The organism is Methylocystis rosea, from assembly GCF_003855495.1.
Lineage (GTDB): Bacteria > Pseudomonadota > Alphaproteobacteria > Rhizobiales > Beijerinckiaceae > Methylocystis > Methylocystis rosea_A.
In genome coordinates this window covers 279,311-301,052 of record NZ_CP034087.1, presented here as the reverse complement: position 1 = coordinate 301,052, position 21,742 = coordinate 279,311, and the positions used below count along the sequence as shown (strand labels likewise).

15 protein-coding genes and 1 pseudogene are annotated in these 21,742 nt (G+C 60.3%); 6 read left to right on the top strand and 10 right to left on the bottom strand.

The genetic code is table 11. From position 1 onward, the window contains the following. The 6 genes from EHO51_RS19180 (at position 1) to EHO51_RS19155 (ending at position 8,211) form a co-directional block, all read left to right on the top strand. Complete coding sequence (locus tag EHO51_RS19180; protein WP_124740437.1) at positions 1-2,610, top strand: YbcC family protein; 2,610 nt, start codon at positions 1-3, stop codon at positions 2,608-2,610. 309 nt (positions 2,611-2,919) lie between these two features. After that, positions 2,920-3,558, top strand: coding sequence for a dethiobiotin synthase (bioD, locus tag EHO51_RS19175; RefSeq protein ID WP_124740436.1), 639 nt, complete (start codon positions 2,920-2,922; stop codon positions 3,556-3,558). Between the two features lie 147 nt (positions 3,559-3,705). Beyond that, positions 3,706-4,980: a crotonyl-CoA carboxylase/reductase gene (gene ccrA / locus EHO51_RS19170; protein WP_124740435.1), complete on the top strand. Its 1,275-nt coding sequence runs from the start codon at positions 3,706-3,708 to the stop codon at positions 4,978-4,980. 94 nt (positions 4,981-5,074) lie between these two features. Beyond that, positions 5,075-5,980 carry a sulfate adenylyltransferase subunit CysD gene (cysD, locus tag EHO51_RS19165; protein ID WP_124740485.1) on the top strand — a complete coding sequence of 302 codons (906 nt, stop codon included), beginning with the start codon at positions 5,075-5,077 and terminating at the stop codon, positions 5,978-5,980. A 219-nt stretch (positions 5,981-6,199) separates the two neighbouring features. Beyond that, positions 6,200-7,489 carry an adenosylmethionine--8-amino-7-oxononanoate transaminase gene (locus EHO51_RS19160; RefSeq protein ID WP_124740434.1) on the top strand — a complete coding sequence of 430 codons (1,290 nt, stop codon included), beginning with the start codon at positions 6,200-6,202 and terminating at the stop codon, positions 7,487-7,489. Between the two features lie 446 nt (positions 7,490-7,935). Continuing rightward, a complete protein-coding gene (locus EHO51_RS19155; protein WP_124740433.1) occupies positions 7,936-8,211 on the top strand; it encodes a hypothetical protein in 276 nt (91 codons plus the stop codon). On the opposite strand, the gene EHO51_RS20640 is transcribed toward EHO51_RS19155, so the two are convergent. The 10 genes and pseudogenes from EHO51_RS20640 to fdhF all read right to left on the bottom strand — a co-directional run bounded on the left by EHO51_RS20640 (position 8,171) and on the right by fdhF (position 21,705). After that, positions 8,171-8,434, bottom strand: coding sequence for a hypothetical protein (locus EHO51_RS20640; protein WP_164479484.1), 264 nt, complete (start codon positions 8,432-8,434; stop codon positions 8,171-8,173). The two genes, EHO51_RS19155 and EHO51_RS20640, sit on opposite strands and share 41 nt — an antisense overlap. A 666-nt stretch (positions 8,435-9,100) precedes the next feature. Then, positions 9,101-9,301 carry a dihydroxy-acid dehydratase gene (locus tag EHO51_RS21490; protein WP_432431934.1) on the bottom strand — a complete coding sequence of 67 codons (201 nt, stop codon included), beginning with the start codon at positions 9,299-9,301 and terminating at the stop codon, positions 9,101-9,103. Further along, positions 9,289-10,926, bottom strand: a complete 1,638-nt coding sequence (locus tag EHO51_RS19140) for a formylmethanofuran dehydrogenase subunit A (protein ID WP_124740432.1) — start codon at positions 10,924-10,926, stop codon at positions 9,289-9,291. Before EHO51_RS19140 ends, EHO51_RS21490 begins: the two co-directional genes overlap by 13 nt. Positions 10,927-11,184: 258 nt before the next feature. After that, entirely contained in the window at positions 11,185-11,511 is a 327-nt protein-coding gene (locus EHO51_RS19135) for a hypothetical protein (protein ID WP_124740431.1), read from the bottom strand. A gap of 612 nt (positions 11,512-12,123) precedes the next feature. After that, positions 12,124-13,659 (bottom strand): acyl-CoA carboxylase subunit beta, encoded by a 1,536-nt coding sequence (locus EHO51_RS19130; RefSeq protein WP_124740430.1) that lies wholly within the window; start codon positions 13,657-13,659, stop codon positions 12,124-12,126. 572 nt (positions 13,660-14,231) lie between these two features. Continuing rightward, positions 14,232-15,095, bottom strand: coding sequence for a DUF6671 family protein (locus EHO51_RS19125; protein ID WP_124740429.1), 864 nt, complete (start codon positions 15,093-15,095; stop codon positions 14,232-14,234). Between the two features lies 1 nt (position 15,096). Continuing rightward, positions 15,097-16,200 (bottom strand): dihydroorotase, encoded by a 1,104-nt coding sequence (gene pyrC, locus EHO51_RS19120; protein WP_124740428.1) that lies wholly within the window; start codon positions 16,198-16,200, stop codon positions 15,097-15,099. A 484-nt stretch (positions 16,201-16,684) separates the two neighbouring features. Then, positions 16,685-18,448, bottom strand: a complete 1,764-nt coding sequence (gene ilvD, locus EHO51_RS19115; RefSeq protein WP_124740427.1) for a dihydroxy-acid dehydratase — start codon at positions 18,446-18,448, stop codon at positions 16,685-16,687. A 107-nt stretch (positions 18,449-18,555) separates the two neighbouring features. Beyond that, positions 18,556-18,837, bottom strand: coding sequence for a formate dehydrogenase subunit delta (locus tag EHO51_RS19110; RefSeq protein WP_124740426.1), 282 nt, complete (start codon positions 18,835-18,837; stop codon positions 18,556-18,558). Further along, positions 18,834-21,705: pseudogene (fdhF, locus tag EHO51_RS19105) on the bottom strand (formate dehydrogenase subunit alpha). The gene EHO51_RS19110 and the pseudogene fdhF overlap by 4 nt, the downstream one beginning before the upstream one ends. Positions 21,706-21,742: the final 37 nt, after the last annotated feature.

Genomic DNA, 21,742 nt, shown 5'->3' with positions numbered 1-21,742 from the left:
ATGTTCCAGCTCACAAGGAAAGTGAAAGACATTATCGCCGATGCGACCTCACTCGATCTGGCGCCGGAAGAACTCCCGCGATTCTCCGCCTCGCAGCGCAGGCGCAAGCTGCTGGAAGCGGCGATCGACCGTGCCTGCCGCAAGATCGCGCCGCTTTGGCCGCTGAAGCATTTTGTCGCCGTGAATCCATTTCTCGGCTTCACCCACCAGTCGTTCGCCAGCACCGCAGCGACCCTCAAGCGCGTGGCAAAAACCCATATGCTCATGCCGCGCGGCTTTTACTGGCAAGCGATCGAGGCCGGCGCCGTTTCAGACGCCGACCTTGAAGCCGCGCTCGCTAGAGCGTCGAACACAACGGGCGCGCCGGCTGACGTCGCCGCGCTGAAGGAGGCGGCCACGAGCCCTCCAGAAGCTGACGCGCCAAATCAGGCGGCGATTGCGACGGTCGCCGAGGTGCTCGACGCGCTTACCGATGGAGACCGGCAGGCGTCGCTCGTCGGCTTTATGATCGACGATATTTCGCGGTGGTGCGCGGCCTATTTCGATGACGGCCAGGCTAGTTGGCGTATGCCCAATCGCCACATGAAGCCTTATGCCGCCTGGCGCGCCGCCGCGCGCTATGATCGCAATCCAGAAGCCATGGGAGTGCGCGGATTCCGCCGCGCTATTCTCGCATTGCCTGATGACCCAGTGGAAACTATCGGCGCCGCGATCGAAAAACTGGGGATTGCCGAGCGCGCGATCGAGGACTATCTGCACCGGACGCTCTTCGACATTGGCGGCTGGGCGGCCTATGCGCGGTATCTCGTCTGGAATTCGGAGCTTTATGGCGAACCCAACGACACGCTGACGCAGCTTCTGGCCATTCGCGTTGCCTATGGATATGGCCTGTTCCAGGCCCGTACCGACGCAGCCTTCTCTTCCGCGTGGGCGGAAGCGATGCGCATCGCCGCCGCGACGCCGCAGGATGAAAGCCTCAATAACGATACCGATCTCACCGTCGATCTCATGCTGCAGGACGCTTATGAAATCGCGTTTCAGCGGCGGCTCGTCGCACGATTGCATGAAAATGTGAAGTGGTCTAAAAGTCGCGAGACGGAACGCGCAACCCTTCAGGCGGCGTTTTGCATTGACGTGCGCTCCGAAATTTACCGCCGCGCGCTAGAGACCGTCTGCCCGCAGGCGGAAACAGTCGGCTTCGCGGGCTTCTTCGGTTTCCCGATCGAATATGTGCCGATCGGCCACAGCAAGGGCGGCGCACATTGTCCGGTGCTCCTGAGGCCGGCTTTCGTCGTCTGCGAAGCGGTACGCGACGCATCCGAGGAAGAAGAGGAAGAGATTCTAGGTCTTCGTCTGCTCCGGCGTCGTGCGAGCAAGGCGTGGAAGGCGTTCAAGCTTTCCGCAGTCTCGTCTTTCGCCTTCGTCGAATCGGCGGGGCTCCTCTACGCCGGCAAGATCCTCTCCGACAGTCTGGGCCTGACGCGCGTCGCGCCGCATCCCAATCTCGACGGCCTTGATCGCTCCGTGATCGAACGTGTGGGCCCGAGCATTGAGCCGCGGATTGTCGGTGGACGCGCCACCGGCTTCACGGACATTCAGCGCGTCGCCATGGCGGAGGCCGTTCTCAAGGCCATGTCGATGACGGAGAATTTCGCGCGTCTGGTGATGCTTGCCGGGCATGGCAGCACGACAGTTAATAATCCGCACGCCTCGGGGCTCGATTGCGGCGCTTGCGGCGGACACACGGGCGAGGCCAATGCCCGAGTCGCCGCGACGATCCTCAATGACGCCCATGTGCGAGAAGGCCTTGCGCTCAAGGGAATCCGCATCCCGCATGACACATGGTTCCTAGGCGCCATGCACGATACGACGACGGACGAGGTGCGACTCTATGACGTCGAGAACGCCCCTACGTCGCACAGCAAGGACATTGACGAACTCAAAGCCTGGCTGGGCAAAGCCGCTTCGCTGGCTCGCATGGAGCGCTCCGCGCTCCTCGGACTCGCCGGAAAGGAAATGATCGATGCGAAGATTGTCGCGCGCAGCCGCGACTGGTCGCAGCTTCGTCCCGAATGGGGTCTCGCCGGCAATGCGGTGTTCATCGCCGCGCCGCGCGAGCGCACGCGGGGACTCGATCTCGGCGGGCGCGCTTTCTTGCACAGCTATGACCACACGAAGGATGACGGATATAGCGTGCTGGAGCTGATCATGACGGCGCCGATGGTCGTTGCTAGCTGGATCAACCTCCAATATTTCGGTTCGACGGCGAACAATCGCGTCTTCGGCAGCGGCAATAAGACGCTGCACAATGTCGTGGGCCAGATTGGCGTTCTTGAGGGAAACGCCGGCGACCTTAAGGTCGGCCTGCCATGGCAGTCTGTCCATAACGGCAAGCGCTTCGTTCACGAGCCGTTGCGGCTCAATGTTTTCATCGAAGCGCCGGAAGCCGCAATCGAGGCGGTTATCCGTAAGAACGATACCGTTCGCGATCTCGTAAACAATCGCTGGCTCCACCTTTACTCCCTCGACGACGTAGGGGATACGATACGCAGCTATCGTACGTTTGGCGATTGGCGAGCCGTGACGGACGGCACTACAAACAGCGTCTAGCCGCACAAACAGCGTCTAGCCGCGCGCCAGCGCCCCCAGCTCAATGAGTTCGCGCGTCACACATGATTTCTATTAGCTTATTTCGAATGATCTGTTCTGAAGTTTGAATTTTTCAAGCCCATGATGTTTGCCTACCCTTTCGATGGGAACTGGGGCGATTAATTTCATGCTGCGATCGTCTATTTCGCAGCTCCGAAATGTGCGGCTTGTGGCGCAGTCGTAACATTCCCGCGCATTGCGCGCACGCTAACTGAGGGTCGGCTATGACGGCCGTGCCCGTCGCAACTAAGCTGAGGGAGGCATCGACGAGTGAAGCGTTTCGTGATCGCCGGAACCGACACGGGCGTCGGCAAGACGATCTTCTCGGCCGCGCTCGCCCAGGCGCTCGACGCCTATTATTGGAAACCCGTGCAGTCTGGTCTCGACGGCGAGACGGATTCGCAAACCGTCGCCCGGCTATCTGGGCTTTCACCAGCGCGCGTGCTGCCCGAGAAATGGCGCCTGAACACGCCGGTCTCGCCGCATTATTCAGCCAAAATCGACGGCGTCGAGATTGATCCAGAACGCCTCGCGCTACCCGAATGCGATCGTCCGCTCGTCATTGAAACCGCCGGCGGCGTGATGACGCCGTTGACCCTTCGAGTTCCGACGATCGACATGCTGGCGCGTTGGAGAATTCCCGTCATTCTCGTGGCGCGCACGTCTCTCGGAACCATCAATCACAGCCTCCTGTCGATCGAGGCGCTACGGCGACGGAATATTCCGTTGCTTGGCGTCGCCTTCGTCGGCGAGGAGCACGAGAACACACAGGCCACGATCGGGACCATGGGCGGCGCGCACATTCTCGGCCGACTTCCGTTCGTCGCCCTTCTTACGCGGGAAACACTGCGCGCGGCCTTCAATGCGAGCTTTCGCGCCGCCGAATTCGCGCAATGTGCGGAGCAATGAAACTTGTTCCCGGTTCGCCGGAGAGCCGGCCCTCCCTTCTTCCCAGTTTGACGGCGCCCCATTGGAAGGAGCGTCAACATAAATGCGGCGGCGCCCGCCAGAAGGCGCCGCCGTTCAATGAGCGCAACTCGTCAAGGAGACAGAAAGTTGACCGAGAAAAAAGACCTCTATGAAATGGGCGAATTCCCGCCGCTCGGACATGTGCCGAAGAACATGTACGCCTGGGCGATCCGCCGCGAGCGTCAGGGCCCGCCGGAAACCGCCATGCAGATGGAGGTCGTGCCGACCTGGGAGCTCGACAGTCACGATGTGCTCGTGCTCGTGATGGCGGCCGGCGTCAACTACAATGGAATCTGGGCCTCGCTCGGCGAACCTGTGTCTATGTTCGACGGACACAACAGTCTCCATCACATCGCCGGCTCCGACGCTTCGGGCATCGTCTGGGCGGTTGGCTCCAAGGTGAAGCGTTGGAAGATCGGCGACGAGGTCATCATCCATTGCAATCAGGATGATGGCGACGATGAAGAGTGCAATGGCGGCGACCCGATGTATTCGACGTCGCAAAGGATTTGGGGTTATCAAACGCCGGACGGTTCTTTCGCCCAGTTCTGCCGCGCGCAGGACCGTCAGCTCTTAGCGCGCCCCGAGCACCTCACCTGGGAGGAGTCGGCCTGCTACACCTTAACGCTCGCCACCGCCTATCGCATGCTCTTCGGCCATACGCCGCATGAGCTGAAGCCCGGACATAACGTGCTCGTTTGGGGCGCATCCGGCGGCCTTGGCGTTTTCGCAGTGCAGATTTGCGCGGCGGTCGGCGCCAATGCGATTGGGGTCATCTCGGATGATTCGAAGCGCGACTATGTTATGTCGCTCGGCGCCAAGGGCGTCATCAACCGCAAGGATTTCAGGTGCTGGGGTCAGCTGCCGAAGGTCAATTCGCCAGAATTCCACGAATGGACCATGGAAGCGCGTAGATTCGGCAAGGCGATCTGGGACATTACCGGCAAGAAGGACCTCGACATCGTCTTCGAACATCCGGGCGAGGCGACCTTTCCGGTCTCGGTGCTGGTCGTGAAGCGCGGCGGCATGGTGGTGTTCTGCGCCGGCACGTCCGGCTTCAACATCACGTTCGACGCGCGTTACGTCTGGATGCGCCAGAAGCGCATTCAGGGTTCGCATTTCGCGCATCTGAAGCAGGCGAGCGCCGCCAACCAGTTCGTGCTCGACCGCCGCGTCGATCCCTGCATGTCCGAAGTCTTCTCGTGGACGAGCATTCCCGAAGCGCACATGAAGATGTGGCGCAACGAACATGCGCCGGGAAATATGGCGGCGCTCGTGATGGCGCCGAAGCCTGGGCTGAAGACCTTCAGCGAGACGATCGCCGCGGCGCGCGAAGGCGCACGCGTCTCCGAACCGGCGTGATCGGCGAATAGTGGCGACCAGCGCCGAACTGGCGGACTGCTCGGCAGTTCACCGCACAGGGCGCCGCTGAGGCGGCAGGAAAGGCGGGCTGTTGTTGGAGAACAAACTCTCTCACCTTTCCTGGCTCGAGGCGGAGTCCATCCACATTCTTCGGGAAGCGGTGGCGGAAGCCGAACGGCCAGTGATGCTGTTTTCGGCGGGCAAGGATTCAACCGTGCTCGCGCATCTCGCGCTGCGCGCCTTTTATCCGGGCAAGCCGCCGTTTCCGCTGCTTCATATCGACTCGACATGGGAATTTCGCTCCCTTCTCGAGTTTCGCGACGCCTTTGCGCGTGAAACCGGCTTTTCACTGATCGTTCATGCAAATGAGGACGGGCGCGCTGCGGGCATGAACCCGTTCGACTACGGTGATCGATACACAATGGTGATGAGGACGGAGCCCTTAAAGGAGGCTCTCAATGGAGGCGGGTATGATGTGATTTTCGGAGGCGCGCGTCGCGATGAAGAAAAATCTAGGGCGAAAGAACGCATCGTTTCAGTCAGGACCGCGGGGCACGTCTGGGATCCCCGTCAACAACGCCCTGAGTTTTGGCGGCAGTATAATTTGCGGCTCGGTAAAGGTCAGTCGGCCCGTGTATTTCCACTCTCCAATTGGACGGAGAACGACATCTGGAGCTACGCGTTCTTGCATAAGATCAGTCTAGCGCCGCTATATTTTGCGTCGCCCAGGCCAGTTGTTGAACGCAATGGAGCCTTCATCGTAGTCGACGATGAGTTGAAAATGCGCTTTCGCCCCGGAGACAAAATCGAGACGAGAACTGTTCGCTTCCGCACACTTGGGTGTTGGCCGGTCACAGGCGCGATCGAGTCGACGGCGACCGACATCGGCGCCGTCCTCGAGGAAACTCTTGCGGCGAAAATGTCAGAGCGGCAGGGAAGAATCAGTGATGGAGAAGACGGCGGTTCGCTCGAGCAAAAGAAGCGTGAAGGCTATTTCTAGCAACACCGCCAATAGGGAAGGCGAAAATGTCAGGAGTTTGGAGACAACATCCGGTTATCAGTGCAAAAAAAGCCGCTAGCTAATTGTTTAGTAGCCGTCCCGCTGTCCACACGCGATTTGACCGGCTTCTCATTCAAGGCGACGTAGCCGGCGTGCAAATGATTCCCGATCTCTTCGTCTCCGCGACGTCATTTATTTATTCAATCCTAGAGAAATTGCATGATCTGCTCCAACGACGGGCACCCCTATAGTGAGGAGGATTGGTGTGGTCTCGGCGGCGCCAATATTTGGTTGCCGTACACCCAAATGAAGACCGACCCGCGGCCTTTGCTCGCTGACGCAACGCGCGGCGCACGCATTCGGCTTGCAGACGGACGCGAGTTAATCGACGGTGTCGGTTCCTGGTGGACGGCATGTCATGGCTACAATCATCCGCATATTCTCGCCGCCATGTGCACGCAGATGGAGCGTATGCCACATATCATGTTTGGAGGGATAACCCACGAACCGGCACTGCGTCTCGCCAAACGCATCGCCGCGATTTCTCCCGGCGATCTTACCCGGGTGTTTTTCGTCGATTCGGGTTCGGTCGCGGTAGAAGTTGCGCTCAAGATGGCTGTGCAGTACTGGTTGAACAAGGGAGAAAGGGGGCGCACAAAATTTGTCCACTTTCGCCATGGCTACCATGGGGACACAACTGCCTGCATGGCGGTCTGCGATCCGAACGAGGGCATGCACAGCCAATTCGGGAATTACCTTCCAAAGAATTTTTTGGCCGATCTCCCTCGCGACAAGGAGACAAAGACGGCACTAGATGATTTGCTGAGACGTGAGCGAAATCGTATCGCTGCTGTGATCATCGAGCCCATTGTGCAGGGCGCGGGAGGCATGAAATTTCATGATGCGGCGACCTTGCGGAGTGTGCGAGATCTTTGCACGAAACATGGCGTCCTTATGATCGCCGACGAGATTTTTACCGGCTTTGGACGCACCGGTAGGATGTTTGCCTGTGAACACGCGAGCGTAATTCCTGACATCATGTGTATCGGGAAAGGGCTCACTGGAGGCACAATTACGTTGGCGGCCACGCTCGCTCGTGTTCATGTTTTCGAGGCGTTCTGGTCCGATGATCACCAGAAGGCCCTCATGCATGGTCCGACCTATATGGCAAATCCCCTCGCTTGCAGCGCCGCGAACGCATCTCTCGATCTTTTTGAGAGCGAGCCCAGGTTGGAGCAGGCGCAACGAGTAGAGTTCGCGCTGAAGCGCGACCTTGAACCGTGCCGTGATCTACCAAGGGTCATCGATGTACGAGTGCTAGGAGCGATTGGTGTAGTGCAATTCAATAGGGAGTTGGATCACGGAACGGCCCGAGCCAGTCTTCTCGCGCAGGGCGTATGGATTCGCACGTTGACGGACTGCATCTACCTCACTCCCGCGCTGAACATTCAGGATGCAGAACTGCGGGCATTGACGGATGCAGTCGTCGCGACTGCCAAAGCTTTATAGGTGGCGATCCTGCATTTAGGCCCTTTCATTTGCCTCTTTTTGTTAGGAGGCAGAGTGCTAATTCGATCGCGGGATTGAGCGGGCCAGAACCGGCCGGGCGGCGTCCTCCGCTAACGGGTTACGAAAGATAAAACCGCTGTCAGCGCTGCAATCGTCCCTTTTGTTAACCCGAAGGACAGATCACGATGCTGAACTTCGTGAAACGGCATATGTATGCATGCGTCAAACTCGATCTACTCGAAGCGCGCCTCGTTGGCGACAGATAGAGGCCATTTGCAACAAAATCTGCGTCACGCTAAACATCCAACGCCGACTAACAAGCTCGCGTCCGCATTGAACACCGGCTTCGGGCGGCTCAGGCGTTTAAAGAGGGTCGCGCTACGCTTCGAAAAGACTGGACAGATTTTAGAGCCTATACCTCTTTTCTCGCGCATGTCGCCGAGCGCGTGGTCGCCGGACCCTATGATCTCATGCTTTTCGACGCCGCGGGGCTTCCGACCGGTAATCTCGCCAAGGTGATGGCGAATATGGCGGCCGTCGAGATCTGGCCGGCGCCAGCCCGCAGCGGACTGATCGAAGCCGCCGCCGCACACCTCAAGCGCCTGCTTGAGAAGCTCCCCTCCGGCGAACCTAAAGTGTCCCGCCCCGAGTCCAAAACGGTCAGGGTCCGCGCCACGCGCCTCACCAGCCCCAATGATGGCCGCCATGTCCCCGGGGGCTGAAGTGATCGTGACCATGGCCCCAGCGCCGGCCGCGGTCTGCGCCCCAATGTCCGCGGTCGTTATCGATCCAGGCGCCATTGTGGCGATGGCTCTTGATTCCATCAGCGCCGGAATGAGCGCGCGGATTTCTAAATTCAAAGTTGTCGCGCGCCGCCGCGGGCTCCAGCGGGAGGAAGAGTCCGGCAAGCGCGACCGCCGCCGCCGACATTTCTCTTATTCTCATTCGGAGCTCCTATCGATGGCGCTTGATTAGGCGGACTCGTCTGACCGCAGGAAACGTGATCGATTCATAAAGTTTAATTCAGATCAATCGTCACCTTCGCTGCTGGGCTCTGCGTGCTCGAATCATCCACACGCCGTAGGGATCCAGTCGTTCTGTTCCATGTGAGGGGCCCGCCAATTACTTCTGGAAACAATATGCGTAGCCGCTCGGTCTGAAAACAAATATGCGACAACTCATCTGCCGCATTAAAGATTGGAGCGAACTGCGGAGTAGTATGATATTCGTGAAGTGTCTGCTGTTCAACCAAGGCTAACACCAACGATTCACGTAAAGCTCCGAGATCCGCTGAAGTGCTTCCATGTGCAGCATCTAACCAACACAAGAGCCATATTCCGCTCGAACCAAAGGACCCGCGGTTCCGGAATGCACGATGGCCATATGCCGAGGTGCGGCCTAACAGCTCCGGGGGTGAATCGACCACCAAGGGGTCGACCCAGATTCCGACAAATTCCTCGTCGTGCTCCTCATGAATTGTCGGGAATCGCGCGTCTCGAAATGCTAGAAACTCTCCAGCTTCCTTGCAAGCGCGGGGAATATCATTGTCAGATCGAACCAAGAGCAGAAGGCACTTGTCGAACTGTCCCATCGGAGCAGCCTCCTCTTCATTCACTTCTGAGGTCCTATCGGGCACTCCCGTGTGGCGCCCGAAAAGCGCCCGTCGATTACAAGCGCATCCTTGTCTCCACGCCCCTGTCCCGCGAGTGCCGCCGTCGTCGATAGCATCACGCGCATGCCCGTCCCGCTCATCGGGAAGGCTTCGGCGAAATTGTCGTCTATCGTCACGCCGTTGCGAATTATATCCGGCATGGAACCTCCGCAAAGGCGTCCGCGTGCGGCAGCGCCGCGTCGGGCACGTCGAAGATGCTGCGCGGCAGGCCGTAAAGGTCGTCGTAGTAGGAATCGAGGCGCTTGGTAATCTGCCGATCGTAGCGCGGGCGAATATGCAGCGTCTTGCCGCGCGTGTAATGCGAGACTTGGCCATCGCGCACGACGAGATTGCCGTCCTTGAACACATAAGATGCGCGGCGGAACATGCCGGCGACGTCGCGTCCGGGCTTATAAACCGCGATGTCGGCGACGGCGCCGGCGCCGAGCCGGCCGCGGTCTTCAAAGCCGAACAGTTTCGCCGCGCCGGAGCGGCTCATCTGCGCGATCTCGTAAAGCGTATACTCGCGCGAGATCGACGGCAGCGTGGTGTGCTCCAAAACGTCGGCCGGCAGGCGCGAGAGATATTGCGCGCGAAGGTCGGCGCTCATCAGCAGCGCGAACAGCTCCGGATAGGTCGTGAACGGACCGCCGTTCGGATGGTCGGTGGTGAAGAACACCTGCTCGGGATTCTCAATCAGCAGGAAGAGCTCCAAGCCCGCCGCCCATTGAATGGCGTTGTAGTAGTTCGAGATCTTGTAGGCGTAGGGAACGATGCCGCCGCCATTGGCGTCGCCGTCGAAGATCGCGCCCTTCTTTGGAAGGGCGCCCGGCAGGCTGTTGAACTGTTTCAGAACGTCGGACGAGATCGTCACCGTGTCCGAAAACATCACCTGGCCGACGTCGACGCTCACATTCTTATTGGCGTTGATCTTCTCGGCGAAAAGCGCGCCGGCCGACGAGAAGCCGTTCTTGCCCTCCTTGCCATAGGCGTAGAACTGCACATGGGCGAGATGGAGCGGCAATCCTTGCGCCGCGTCGATCGTTGCGAGCGCCGTGTCGATATTGCCCGCGAGGCCGAGATTATTCATGTGCAGATGCAGCGGATGGGCGATGCCCACCGCCTGCGTCGCCTTCTGCAGCGCCTGGAAAATCTGGCGCGACGTCAACCCATAAAAAGGCACCACGTCGTCAAGCCCGAAGGCGCGCATATTCTCCTTGAAGGCTTCGACGCCGCCAGGGTTGATGCACTTTAAGCCGAGCGACCGGGTGTTTTCCACGGTCTGCGCGACATAATCATTGATCGCGCCGTCCTTCTCGCCGTCGCGCAGCATGCCGAGCAAAAAGTCGTCGTTGCCGAGCACGGTGAGCGCGCCCTTGTCGATGATCGGCGCGTCGTTGAATTCCAGATGCGTCTGCAAGGCGTGATGCGGCGCCATCGCCGGCTCGACGACGGTGGTGAAGCCCATCTGCGCATAGAGACGACCCGTCTCGTAACTCGACCATTTGGCGGTCGACAGCGGCGTATCGGCCAGCCGCGCCCGAATCGCGCGATGCAGCTCCGGCAGCAGCAGCCGCGCCGTGTTCACATTGCCGCCAGCGATATGGGAATGAATGTCGATCGCGCCGGCCATGACGATATGGCCCGAGACGTCGATCTCCTCGTCCGCGCTGCGGCCCTCGGGGCGTTCGACGATACGGCCATCCTCAAACCAGACGTCGCCGATCGCGTCCTGACCCGTCGCCGGATCGACGATATGGCCGCCGCGCAAAACTGTCAGCGCCATGCGCCCTCCGAAACTTCCGCCATGATGGCGCCGATCGCCAGCGCGACGCTCGGCGCGTCGGTCGGCGCGCTTGCTCTGCGGAGCGTCATGCCGCCGGTTTCCTGACTCATCAGCCCCGCGTCATGGGTGACGCCGGGCTGACGTCGTTCGATATCGCTGCCCGACTCGGAAGAAGAGATAAATCTCCCTCGACGTAACAATTATTTGCCTATGCTAGACGCGCGCAAACATTATTTAAATTGCTCTTTATCGAATAATCTATTTCATAATGACGAACTCGTTTTCCGCAGGCACCGGCCCGGAATTCGCGGAGTTCCTCGTTGAGTACGGGATCGAATCGCTTTCCGTGACGCCCGACAGTTTCATCGCGATGAAGCGCTGTGTGGCTGCCGCTGCGGCGGCGCGCATAACGAGTTTTTGGTTCACGGCGAGCCGCCCACCTTGCGGGCGATGGCCGTTCGTCTCGCGCAGGATGGAATCTCCGCCGAAGTGACCGCCCTTCCTTCGCTCGACGACGCCTTGAGAATGGTTGAAGCGGCGGGCTCGGCGTGGTTTTCTCATGTCCTTTTTCAACGCGGCGGCCATGTGGCTACACATAACCGGAGGCAGGAGCTTCGAGACGCCGACTGATCGGACTCTGATGCGCGGTTCGCGCAAGACCGCGTATTGGTCTCGGGCCTGGCTCTGTCACAAGCCGGGCGTCGATTTTTGCCGGCCACACAATCACAGCCAGGGTTACAATACCGTGCCACCGTCTCCGCCAGGCGTAGATGTTCATGCTCGCGTGCGTGGCTCCGCCATGCCCTTTGCGGGCCAAGCCGTCAGGCGACGGCGAAGACGGCGTCATTCGTCGCGATCGCCAAACGAAGGCGGAGAGTTCGCGCGCGATCGCAACGCAGACAAGTTATTTGGTTTCCCCGTTCGAACGAGCCGGAGACGGCGGAAGAGCGCACTACCAAATATTACGAAGTTGGCGCGCCGCTTTTGCGCGCCTTACCGCAATCGGCGTTACCAGCCGGGCCAGAAAATCTTGCCCGCGCCGCGCGCTTGGCGTCTTCACGGCCGACTAGGAGGAAAGAACCAATAAGCTGCGGTGTGCGCTTCAAGTTCGGAGAAGCTTCACGTTGCGAGAGCAATTTGATCGCGGTTTTGTAGCGTCAGAGCAAATAACTGAATATATTCAAGCCAAAACAGATGCTATAATGGAATGTTATCATGCTTCTTCCTCGGCTTTTCGAAAGCTTTTCCACGGAGCAGGGCGAGTGAGCGAGCGATTCGCTTTCGCGTGTCGCGCGGCGCAACCACGGCGTCGACGTAACCTCTTTCTGCCGCCGCAAAAGGCGACAGAAATTGCTGTTCATACTCGCTGATACGGCGGGCCATCTTATCTACGTCGCAGATGTCGGCGCGGAAGATGATTTCGACTGCCCCCTTTGCGCCCATCACGGCGATCTGCGCCGACGGCCAAGCGTAATTGACGTCGCCGCGAAGATGTTTCGAGGACATGACGGCATAGGCGCCGCCGAACGCCTTGCGCGTGATGACGGTCACCTTCGGCACCGTCGCTTCGGCGTACGCAAACAGCAGCTTCGCGCCGTGCTTGATCAGGCCGCCGTATTCCTGCGCCGTGCCGGGCAGGAAACCCGGAACGTCGACAAAGGTGACGATCGGAATGTTGAAGCAATCGCAGAAGCGCACGAAACGCGCCGCTTTCTTCGAGGCGTCGATGTCGAGCACGCCGGCGAGCACGAGGGGTTGATTAGCGACGAAGCCGACCGTGCGCCCTTCGATTCGGCCAAAGCCGATCACGATATTGCGGGCGTGCGCTTCTTGGATCTCGAAGAAGTCGGCCTCGTCGACGACCTTATGGATGAGTTCCTTGATGTCATACGGCTTGTTTGGATTATCCGGGATAATCGTATCGAGCGAAGCATCGACGCGGTCGACCTCGTCGAACGCCGTCCACTCCGGCGGCTCCTCCTGATTCGATGAGGGGAGAAAATCGATCAGCCGCCGCATCTGCAGCAGCGCTTCGACGTCGTTGTCGTAAGCGCGATCGGCGATCGAACTCTTGGTGGTATGCACCGAAGCGCCGCCGAGTTCTTCCGCCGTCACCGTCTCGTTCGTCACAGTCTTCACGACGTCCGGTCCGGTCACGAACATGTAGCTCGTGTCGCGCACCATGAAGATGAAGTCCGTCATCGCCGGCGAATAGACGTCGCCGCCGGCGCAGGGGCCCATGATCACCGAGATTTGCGGAATGACGCCGGAAGCAAGCACATTTCGCTGGAACACTTCGCCATAGCCGCCGAGCGCCGCGACGCCTTCCTGAATGCGCGCGCCGCCGGCGTCGAAGAGGCCGATGATCGGGGCGCGATTTTTGAGCGCCATGTCCTGCAGCTTGGTGATCTTTTGCGCGTGAGTCTCCGAAAGAGAGCCGCCGAAGACGGTAAAGTCCTTGGCGAAAACGAAGACGGCGCGGCCGTTGACGGTCCCCCAGCCGGTGACGACGCCGTCGCCCGAGATTTTCTCGCCCTGATCCATCCCGAAATCGGTGCAGCGATGAGCGACGAACATGTCGAACTCTTCGAACGAGTCGTGATCGAGCAGAAGTTCGATTCTCTCTCGCGCGGTGAGCTTGCCGCGAGCATGCTGCGCTTCGATGCGCTTATGTCCGCCGCCCAGCCGTGCGGACGCGCGCCGCTGTTCGAGCCCGTCGAGAATATGTTTCACCAGCCATTGTCCTCATGCAATTCCTAGCGAAGACCGCACCGACAAGATTACGACCGCCGAAATCTCCTGAGATTCAGCATATGTTGCGCAAATCCATCGCAAATGCTCTTCATTTGGCCTCCATCCCTCGTCGCGATGTCCGCTCCTCAACTTTACGCGATTCATTCCAGCCATTACTTTGGCGTCCGAGTGCGTAAAGGATTTCATGGCCTTGCCAATCTAGGCGGATTTCCAGCGTTGCAAAAATTCAAAATGTCTAAGAATTTGTTTCAAAAAAACTCGCATAGGGTCGTAACCGGCCCCAATCTCGCGAAGATGCTCCATTCGGTGAAGCGAAAGATCGATCTACTGCGGATGCAGCGCGCGCAGACGCTTCAGTGCGACGCCATGAGGTCGAAGATGGTCCGTCAAGAGAGTCGATCCCGCAAGACCACAGATCCTCGTGCTGAAACGGTGCGCGTGACCGCGTCACTGGCGAAGCTTGCTCTCCGCGTCACGGAGACTCCTGCGAGGAAAGTGACACTGGGTCAGTGTCAACAGAAGGTCCGGGAGCTGGGTATCCTCACAATGCATCATGGGTTGCACAAAGGGCAGTGCTGAGCCGGCGCGCGCTGCAATCCATCTCCTCGAAGGCGCTCTTCCGTATAATCGCATGCGGGACACCCTAATATCTCGGCAACGACCAACTCAGTGGGCGTGCCGCAGGCTTCGCAGAGCAAGCCGGTGAGAGATCCGGTCCGACCAAAACCCGGCGCGCCGCAGGCCGGGCATTGCCGCGCCAAGCGCTGCGCGAGGCGTTCGGCCAATATGGCAAGACTCCTCATCCGCGTCGGGTTGAAGTGGGCGCGCATGTCTGTCTCCATGCGCGCCCGGCCATCCGACGATACAGCAGCGGCCGCTTCAATGGCGCGCCTTAAGCTGTCGGGGTCGACAATGCCCTTGGCGAGAGCAGACGCCACCTCACCTTCGTTCGGCCGGACGATCAACCCATGGGTTGGAAAACCGATCCTTTGCAGAAACTCGTCGGATGCTTCGCCGGGCAAAATGACCAGATGATCATAATTCGTCTTCTCCGCGATTAAGCTTTCGGTGACAACAATTCCCCTCTCGTCATCTACAAAGACCAGGAGCTCCATGCCCGCAGGAATATACGGAATGACGGGATGCGGACCAAATGAGCCTTCACTCGCAAGCCCAAGCGGCACACCTGCGGCGCTCATGCCCAGACGCGCTTTGCGCATGGCTACGTCGAGCATCGTTCCATCGCGCGGAATCTCTCCAGAGAACGTGCCAAGTTGATCGGTATCGAGTCCAGGCGTTGAAGTGACGATTAAGCCGGGCGTCGACATCAACGCGGGCGCTACGACCTCTTCCTTGCGGTGCATGGTGGCGAAAACGGCCGTTCGACCGGCGTAAGGATGGCGCGCTTGGGCCATGCTAGTAAGCGCCGCTCGATCGTCCGCGAAACGTCCAGGCGAGGGTAGCGTTCGCCTGAAACGGTATGATGCGAGTGTTGGCGACAACCATGGTTGAAGACACTCTTCGCGGTGTCCGTTCGAGGACGATGGAGCCCGTATTGAGAGAAAGACCGTAGAAGCGGGGGCCATGTTCGGCGGCGAAGGCTTCCAGTTTCTCCAGCGCGCCTTCCTCGTCGAAAACCGCCGCGTAAGTTTCCAGCGCCACGGGAGCGTTGAAAATGCCAGCGCATCCGCAGTCGGATTCCTTCTCGCCGACCGCGTGCGGCGCTGAGTCTGTCCCCAGAAAGAACTTAGGATTACCCGAGGTCGCCGCGCGGCGCAACGCCAGTCGATGCCGTTCCCGCTTGGCGACGGGAAGACAATACAGGTGCGGGCGGATACCGCCTTCGAACATCGCGTTTCGATTGATGACCAGGTGATGCGGCGTGATCGTCGCGCCGAGGTTCGGTCCGGCGGTCTCGACGAACGCTACCGCCTCCTCGGTCGTTATGTGCTCCAACACAACTCTGAGCGCCGGGAACGCCGCGAGAAGTTTCGCGAGAACGCGCTCGATGAATACAGCCTCACGATCGAAGACGTCGACGCGGTGGTCGGCGACCTCGCCGTGCAGCAGCAACGGCATCCCAAGTCGCTGCATCAACTCGAGGACAGGATAGATGCGCTCGATATCGGCCACGCCTTGCGCGGCATTGGTGGTCGCGTGCGCCGGATACAGCTTGGCCGCCGTGAAGACGCCCGATTTGAAGCCCTGCTCAATTTCGCCTGGATCAATAGTGTCCGTGAGGTACACGGTCATGAGCGGGGTGAACGCGAAGCCCGGCGCGAGCGCCGCCCGAATGCGCGAACGGTACGCCACTGCTCTGGCAACCGTCGTGACCGGCGGAATGAGGTTTGGCATAACGATAGCCCTCGCAAACTGCCGGGCTGTTTCGTTGACCACCGTCCCCAGCATGGCGCCGTCACGCAGGTGTACGTGCCAATCGTCCGGCTGCCGGATGACCAATCCGGTCGCCGCGCCAGGCGTGGGGGTATTAATCGTCACCGGGTCGCTAAAACCAGACATGACAGTTGACCATGTTTAACGACCGAAGGCCACCCGCCATCGCGGTCACTTGAGTAGCCCCAAGCAATTCGTATCTGGATGGCCCGATCATGTACTTGCCGGCCCATTAGCATTGGAGTCACTGCCGCGATCCTCCCTGCGAGTCCGATCGATCATAGTAGTTTCGCCACGTCCCGAACGGCGGGGAGTGTCGCGGTTAGGTTCTCCTGATAAGGCAAGGCAATGACCTCGGCTCTTCGCACAAACTGCCTGATAGCCGCCACGCACAGGACGACCCATCGTGGAAAGCAAAATTCCTGTGTCACTTTCTTCGGGAAAAGCAGAATCGAAATCGCCAATGACCGGCTTGTAGGCCTCGACGTCTCGTCCTTGGCCCGGAAATATCTGGTCGAAAATGCGGTCTGATACGTCTTTCCGATCCCTGTGCCGGTGGACGTGATGAACATGGCGACCATCATCGCCCGGGCTCAGGCTGGACCGATTCTCAAATATCGGCATAGACGTGGCTTTCTGCTCCCGCTCCCGGGTGTGTAACAGCGCCCTTCCCGGCCGGCCCAACCGTCCGCGCGTACCGCCACAGCGCCCCGGACTGGAACGCGTTTTCGCGCGGCCGCCAGCGGTCACGGCGCGCCCCCATCGTTTCGGCGTCGACCCTCACTGACAATGCGCCGCGCCTTGCGTCGATTTCGATCACATCGCCGTCCTCTATGAGCGCGATAGGTCCGCCGACGGCGGCTTCCGGTCCGACATGGCCGACGCAAAGGCCGCGGGTAGCTCCCGAAAAGCGGCCGTCTGTAATCAACGCGACCTTCTCTCCCAATCCTTGACCGTAAATCGCCGACGTCGTGGAGAGCATTTCGCGCATGCCAGGGCCGCCGCGCGGACCCTCGTAGCGTATGACGAGCACTTCGCCCGACCGGTAGCGCTTTTGCATTACGGCCTCAAACGCTTCCTCCTCCGTGTCGAAGACGCGCGCAGGCCCGGAGAAAACTAAAGTTCGCAGTCCCGCCACTTTTACGATCGCGCCTTCCGGGGCGAGATTGCCCTCAAGCACGACGAGTCCTCCGGTTTGTGAGATCGCCCTTTCTGTAGGCACAACCACGTCCTGGTTCTCAGGAACTTCGATTTCCGCGAGGTTGTCGGCCAAAGTTCGTCCGCTCACGGTCAAACACTCGCCATGCAGAAAGCCGCCGTCCAGAAGGGATTTTAGCACCACCGGCACGCCGCCGACGTCGTGCACGTCCTTTGCGAGATAGCGACCGCCTGGCTTGAGGTCGGCGATGAGCGGCGTCCGCCGGAACACCGCCGCAACATCGAAGATATCAAAAGGGATACCGGCTTCATTTGCTATCGCCGGCAGATGCAGCGCGGCGTTGGTCGACCCGCCGGTCGCCGCGACAACCGCCGCCGCATTCTCGAGGGCCTTGCGCGTAACAATGTCTCGAGGCCGTAAGCTTTTCTCGAGGAGCGCCATTACTGCGCGACCGGCGGCGTCCGCGAAGCGGTCGCGGGAATCGTACGGGGCCGGCGTGCTGGCGGACCCGGGCAGCGCGAGGCCTATTGCTTCCGATACATAGGCCATGCTGTTGGCGGTGTACTGACCGCCACAGGAGCCTGCAGATGGACAGGCGACCATTTCGAGCTCGGCGAGATCCGCATCGGTTATTGCGCCAGCCGCATGCGCGCCGACGGCCTCAAACACATCAAGGACCGTGACGTCTCTCCCTCGAAACCGCCCCGGAAGGATCGACCCCCCATAGAGAAACACTGATGGGACGTTGAGCCGCAACATGGCCATCATCAGTCCAGGCAGGGTCTTGTCGCATCCAGCGAGTCCAACGAGCGCATCGTAGCAATGACCTCGGACCGATAGTTCAACCGAGTCCGCGATAACCTCCCGGCTAACAAGTGACGCCTTCATGCCGGCATGGCCCATGGCGATGCCGTCGGTCACGGCGATCGTCGTGAACTCGCGCGGCGTGCCACCGGCTGCAGCGACGCCCTTCTTCACTGCCTGCGCTTGGCGAGACAGCGAGATATTGCACGGAGCCGCTTCATTCCAAGTCGTGACAACGCCGACAAAAGGATTGGCGATCTCCCGTGCGGACAGGCCCATGGCGTAAAGAAACGAACGATGTGGCGCGCGCGCCGGACCAACAGTTGTGTGCCGGCTGGGGAGACCCGTCTTTTCTTCAGCGGCCTGTGCAAGGAACGCCCCCGGGCCCGCCGATTGATCGTGATCCTCCATTAAACGCCTCTCAGTTGATCGCGCCACCAGGCCTTCAACTTTCACTTTATCGAGAGAGGGCCTGCCTGATTCCGGCCGTTCGCCCACCGACCGACTCCGCGGACAGATCACGCTTTGGGCGGGCCGTAATAGCCCGGTTTCGCATGCGAGTCGTCACGCAAAAGCTTAGCGCCCGCGATGACATGCGGCGCGAGGCCAGCGCCGCCTGAGGCGATATGCTCCAGCAATTCGTCGCGCATCCGCGGATCCCAATAGGTCCGCAGATGGTTGCGAATCCCCTCGGCGCGCCGCTCCAAAGGATAGGGCGCGAAAAAATCGCCGATTTGATTCGCCATGACAACGATGCGCTCCAGCGCCATCACCTCGCCATTTTGCGCGCCGCTTGTCATTCAGCCGGCTCCAATTCGCGCGGCGTTGAAGCGACGTCCGGCCTTTCCTGCGCGTCGGCGCCAGACGAACTTGGCGCCGAAAAGCGCACCACGTCGACCGCGGTGACCTTATATTCCGGGCAGTTCGTCGCCCAATCGGAGAGGTCCGAGGTGACGGCGTTCGCTTTCGACTTCGCGTGGTGGAACGTCGTATAAGCGACGCCGGGATTGACGCGCTCGGAAATCTTGGCGCGCAGTTCGATCTGACCGAAGCGGCTCGTGACCTTCACCCAGTCGCCATCATTCACCCCGCGCGGCGCCGCGTCATCCGCGTTGATCTCGAGGACATCCTCAGGATGCCACATGGAGTTCGCTGTGCGGCGCGTCTGCGTGCCGACATTGTATTGGGTCAGGATACGGCCCGTGGTCAGCAGCAGCGGATATTGGTCCGAGGTGCGTTCGGCGGTCGGAACATATTCGGTCAGCATGAAGGCGCCGAGCCCGTTGGCGCGGGGGAACTTCACGCGATGCAGCACCTCCGTGCCTTCCGGCGCGTTTTCGTCGCAGGGCCATTGCGCCGAGCCGACGCGGTCGATCAGCGCGAAGCTCATGCCGCGATAGGCGGGCGAGAGCCGCGCGATCTCATCCAGCACCTGGCCGGGATTATCGTACGAGACCTTGTAGCCCATGGCGTTCATGACCCTTACGGTGATCTCCCAGTCCTGATAGCCGGCAAGCGGCTCCACAACCTTGCGCACGCGCGACACGCGTCGCTCCGCGTTGGTGAAGGTGCCGTCCTTCTCCAGTGAAGACGAGCCTGGGAAGAAGACGTGCGCGTATTTCGACGTCTCGTTGAGGAAGAGATCATGGAGCACGACGCACTCCATGTTCTTCATCGCGGCGATGACGTGATGCTGGTTGGGATCACTCTGCACCGGATCCTCGCCCATAACATACATGCCCTTGAAGGCTCCCGCGACCGCCGAGTCGAGCATGTTGGGCAGGCGCAGGCCCGGCTCCGCGTCCAGCGTCACGCCCCATTCGGCCTCGAAACTATGGCGGGTGGCGTCGTCTGTGACGAAACGATAGCCGCTGAACACATGCGGCCAGCTGCCGAGGCAGCTTCCGCCTTGCACATTGCCCTGGCCGCGCAGCGGGTTCACGCCGACGCCCTCGCGTCCGAGCATGCCGCAGGAGAGACCCAGATTGCCAAGGCACATCACGCCGGTCGAGCCCTGCGAATGTTCGGTGACGCCGAGGCCGTAATAGATGGCGCTGTTGGGACCGCCGGCATACATCTGCGCCGCCTTGCGGATGGCCGCCGGATCGACGCCGGCGAGCGGCCCGATGACTTCCGGCGCATATTTGTCGGAGCCGACAAGCGCCTTCCAGTTTTCGAACTCCTTCACCTCGCAGCGGGCGCGCACGAATTCTTCATTGTAGAGCTTCTCGCGCACGACGACATGCGCGATGCTGTCGAGGATCGCGACATTGGTGCCGGGGCGTATGGCGAGATGCACGTCGGCCTTGCAATGGGCCGATTCCACCGTCTCGGTCTTGCGCGGATCGATGACAATCAGCTTCGCGCCCTGGCGGATGCGGCGCTTCATCAGCGAGCCGAAGACCGGATGGCCTTCCGTCGGATTGGCGCCGACGACCATGATGACGTCGGCCTGAAGGATAGAATCGAAGTGCTGGCTCGCCGCGCCCGCGCCGATGGTGTTCGTCAGGCCGAACTGCGTTGGCGAGTGGCAGATGCGGGCGCAGTTGTCGATATTGTTGTTGCCGAGCACCGCGCGCGCGAATTTCTGCGTGAGGAAGATTTCCTCATTCGTGCAGCGCGAGCTGGAGACGGCGCCGACCGACTTAACGCCGTATTTGGCCTGGATGCGCTTGAACTCCTTCGCGGCGTAGGCGAATGCCTCGTCCCACGAGACCGGCGTCCACGGATCGTCGATCGAGGCGCGGATCAGCGGCGTGCGCACACGGTCAGGCGCATTGTAATAGTCGTAGGCGAAGCGGCCTTTGATGCAGCTGTGGCCGTGGTTCGCCTTTCCCTCCTTCCAAGGCATCATGCGCACGATCTTGCCGCCACGCGTCTCGGCCTTGAAGCCGCAGCCGACGCCACAATAGGCGCAGGTCGTGATGACGGACCTGTCAGGCTTTAGCGGGTTCGGCATGACGATATTCTCCTTCGAACAGGCTCTTCTCGACCAGCGCATGGCTGGGACAAGCCTGTACGCACGCGCCACAACTGACGCATTCCGATTCGAAGAACGGCTGGTCCTGGCTCGCTGCGACCTTTGATTCGAAACTCCTTCCAGTGATGGTCAGCGCGAAGGTTCCTTGCACTTCTGCGCAGGCGCGCACGCAGCGGCTGCAGACGATGCACTTGGCGGGGTCGAAGAGGAAATAGGGATTGGATTGATCGATCGTGGCGTCGAAGTGATTGCGGCCATTGCCATAGCGGCTTTCGGTGACGCCTTCCGCCTTGAGCGTCTCGTGGAATTCGCTCCAGCCATCAGGAATTTCGCTCGGGGGAAAGTCCGAAAGGTAAAGCTCCAAGACGCCGTGACGCAGTCTTCGCAGCGCCGGCGTTTGCGTACTGACTTTCATTCCTTCCGCGACGGGCGTCGTGCAGCTCGCTGGATAGCCGTTGCGGTCCTCGATCTCGACGAGGCAGACGCGGCAGCTGCCGAAGGCCTCCAGCATATCTGTCGCGCAAAGCTTCGGGATGGCCCGCCCGGCCGCAGCGGCCGCGAACATCACCGAACTGCCCGCTGGGACCGTGACGGTCACGTCGTCGATATCAAGCGTTACGGGCGATCCATCTCGTGGCGGGGTGCCAAAATCGATCTCGTCTTTCAGTCCGCGCAGTTCAGACCACATGGTCACCTCACAAATCCAAAGCGGCTCTTCTTATATT